The sequence below is a fragment of the Cetobacterium sp. genome (assembly GCF_051653945.1).
Taxonomy (GTDB): domain Bacteria; phylum Fusobacteriota; class Fusobacteriia; order Fusobacteriales; family Fusobacteriaceae; genus Cetobacterium_A.
Map to the genome: position 1 here is coordinate 1 of NZ_JBOFXD010000097.1, position 2,805 is coordinate 2,805.

Sequence of the window (2,805 nt, forward strand, 5' to 3'; positions counted from 1 at the left end):
AGAGGAAGCATTTCAGGGCGTTACTCCTTCATTCTACTTCTCGAAAATACAGTTCTCTGTTAATTCGCTTTTATTAAGCTACTTTTAACATGTCGTAACTTTTCATTACGAAACGTGTCGCACTATTAAAATAATATTTAACTATTTGATTAGTCTTTCTTTTAGTATTTTTGCTAAATATAGGATATTGAATAATATTCATATCCATTCTAATTAAAGCCCTATTTTTTATAAAACTCTCATCTAAAGTTATATTTTCTTCAACTATTTCTGTTTCTGGTGTGTCTATAATCTCTTGAAAATCTAAATTGTTGCTTTTCTTTTTCACTATTTTCATAACTCATCTCCAACAATTTTTTCGTCATTACATGGGTACATCTATATTAATTTTAGTCTTTTTTCATTATTTTATTAAATTATACCTAAAAAATTTATATTTTTCAAGCTAAATACTCCCACATAATGAAGAAATTTTACTTTTTTCTTAATTTGTTCCCACATAATGAAGATAAAAAATAAACAAATATTAGATAGTCCCATCTAATGAGGATAGATACTCCCATTAAAAGAGGAAAAACATCCCAATTAATGAGGATAGATACTCCCATCTAATGAGGATAAATACTCCCATTAAAAGAGGATTGATATAATGACCTTAAATCCTATATAAATCAAGGGTTACTTGCAGTTTTTTTATGATATTTTTTGTACACAACAATATATAACAATATATAACAATATATAAACAACTATAACAATGTTTAATAAAAAAAATATAAACGCATTTTTCATATTAAAAAGAATTATGCGTTGACTTTTAACTAGTTATATTGTATTCTTATAATATAAAAATAAAAAAAGAGGTAATCAAAAAATAAAATATATTGTAAATTCAAAAGAAGAAGCTTATAAAATAATTCAGCTTCTTTTATATTAAAAAATATCTTCGGTCATGACCGAAGATATTCCCCTAAGGAGTAAAAATGATTTTTGAAAAAAAAATAAATATAATATTTAATAAAAAAAATAAAATATCAACAGCTTATCTAAATATTCCAATAAAAGGAATAAAAATAATGAATGAACCTAAAATATTAAAATGTTTTTATAATGCAAAAGATAATGAAATAATTTTAAAAAAAGATAATGAAGGACAGACACTTATTATTCAAGCAAATGGAAATAGTAAACTTTACAGATTTACCCTAGATAAAGAAATAATTGAAAAAACAGGATATAAAAAAAATCAATTAGTTAAAATAGATATTACTACAGAGCAAATAAAAATAAACTTTAATCAGGAGGAAAAAATGTCTAAAATAATTTCAATTATTAATTTTAAAGGTGGAGTAGGAAAAACAACAACAACTCATTGCATAGGATCAGGATTAACATTACAAAATAAAAAAGTTTTATTAATTGATACAGATCCTCAAGCTAGTTTAACATTTACAGCTTTATCTGAAACGCCTAAATTAACAATAAAAGATATTTTAGTAGATCAAAAAAATATTAATAATGTTATTCTAGAAACAGAAAATTTTGATTTAATTCCATCTAACCTAATTTTAAACTTGGCAGAAAGACAATTAACTTCTAAGTTTGGAACAGAAAAATTATTAAAAAAAGCTTTAGGTAAACTAGAAAAAACATATGATTATATAATAATTGATTGTCCTCCTAGTATGAATTTATTTACTATAAATGCTTTATACGCTTCAGATTATATATTAATTCCTTGTGAAACAGAACTTTTAGCATTAGATGGATTAAATCTTTTAATTCAAACGTTAGAACAAACAGAAGAAGAATTAGATGTAAAAATAAAAAATACTTTAGTTTTACCAACTAAATTAGATAAAAGAAAAAAAGTGAGTAAAGAAATCTTTGAACATTTAAAAGAAAATTTTAAAACAACTAATTCTACAATAAGAACTTGTTCAAAACTAAATTTATTAGGACTTGATAAAAATTCAATTTATCAAATAGATTCTACATGTACAGCAGCAATAGATTATAAAAATTTAGTGGGGGAAATTATAAAATGGGATTGTTAGCAAACTATAAAAAAAGTGAAGTTGTAATAAAAAAAGATAAATTTGATTCAAATTTTGATTATACAGATTTTGATACTAATGATAAAGAATATTTAATTGAACTTGAAAAAAAAGCAATTTATACAGGAAACTTATTAAAAGAAAATATAAAAGAACTTGGAGATGTTTTTTTAGAAGCTCATAAAATATTTTCAAATAATAAAAATGGGATGTTTGGAAAATGGTATGAGAATTTAGGATTTAAAAAAGATTTTGTATATCTTTGCTTAGATAGAAAACAACTATCTATACAATATGATTCAGCAACTATTTATAAACTTCCCGACAGAGTTATAAAAGATTTAAAAAAAATTGAAAAAGAAAATGAAGAAGTTATAGTTGAAATTTTAAATTCTGAAAATCCGAAAGAAAAAATTAAAGAAATAAAACAATCTTTAAATCAAAATAAAATTAAAATAAACCAAAACATAAAAAAAGAAAGAATAAAAGAAAAATTAACATCACTTTTTAAAATTATAAATAACAATGAATTTAATGATGAAAAACTAATTAAAATAGAAAACCTTTTATTAAAATTGGAAGATGAAGTATTTTAAAAAACCTTTTATTAAAAAGGTTTTTTTTGTATAATATTATTAAATAATACTAAAAGGAGGAACTTTATGAAGTGAGTTAAATGAAATATAAAAACTTTTAGGTTAAAAGTTATAAAAAAGTTCCTAAATAAACGGAAATTATTATAAAAAAT

The 2,805-nt window shown here is 21.9% G+C and carries 3 protein-coding genes; 2 read left to right on the forward strand and 1 reads right to left on the reverse strand.

All coding sequences use genetic code 11. From position 1 onward, the window contains the following. Positions 1 to 73 precede the first annotated feature (73 nt). The gene (locus ACRC8M_RS10215) at positions 74 to 337 is read right to left on the reverse strand and encodes a hypothetical protein (RefSeq protein ID WP_257164352.1); all 264 of its coding nucleotides are present in this window, start codon (positions 335 to 337) and stop codon (positions 74 to 76) included. Positions 338 to 983: 646 nt separating this feature from the next. On the opposite strand from ACRC8M_RS10215, the gene ACRC8M_RS10220 reads away from it, so the two are divergent. Continuing rightward, entirely contained in the window at positions 984 to 2,057 is a 1,074-nt protein-coding gene (locus tag ACRC8M_RS10220) for a ParA family protein (protein ID WP_438529029.1), read from the forward strand. Further along, on the forward strand, positions 2,045 to 2,653 hold the full coding sequence (locus tag ACRC8M_RS10225; protein ID WP_438529030.1) for a hypothetical protein: 609 nt from the start codon (positions 2,045 to 2,047) through the stop codon (positions 2,651 to 2,653). Before ACRC8M_RS10220 ends, ACRC8M_RS10225 begins: the two co-directional genes overlap by 13 nt. Positions 2,654 to 2,805: the final 152 nt, after the last annotated feature.

Bases quoted from the DNA above. Each gene is read 5' to 3' on its own strand.
- ACRC8M_RS10215 (WP_257164352.1), bottom strand. From the start codon at position 337: ATGAAAATAGTGAAAAAGAAAAGCAACAATTTAGATTTTCAAGAGATT.
- ACRC8M_RS10220 (WP_438529029.1), top strand. From the start codon at position 984: ATGATTTTTGAAAAAAAAATAAATATAATATTTAATAAAAAAAATAAA.
- ACRC8M_RS10225 (WP_438529030.1), top strand. From the start codon at position 2,045: ATGGGATTGTTAGCAAACTATAAAAAAAGTGAAGTTGTAATAAAAAAA.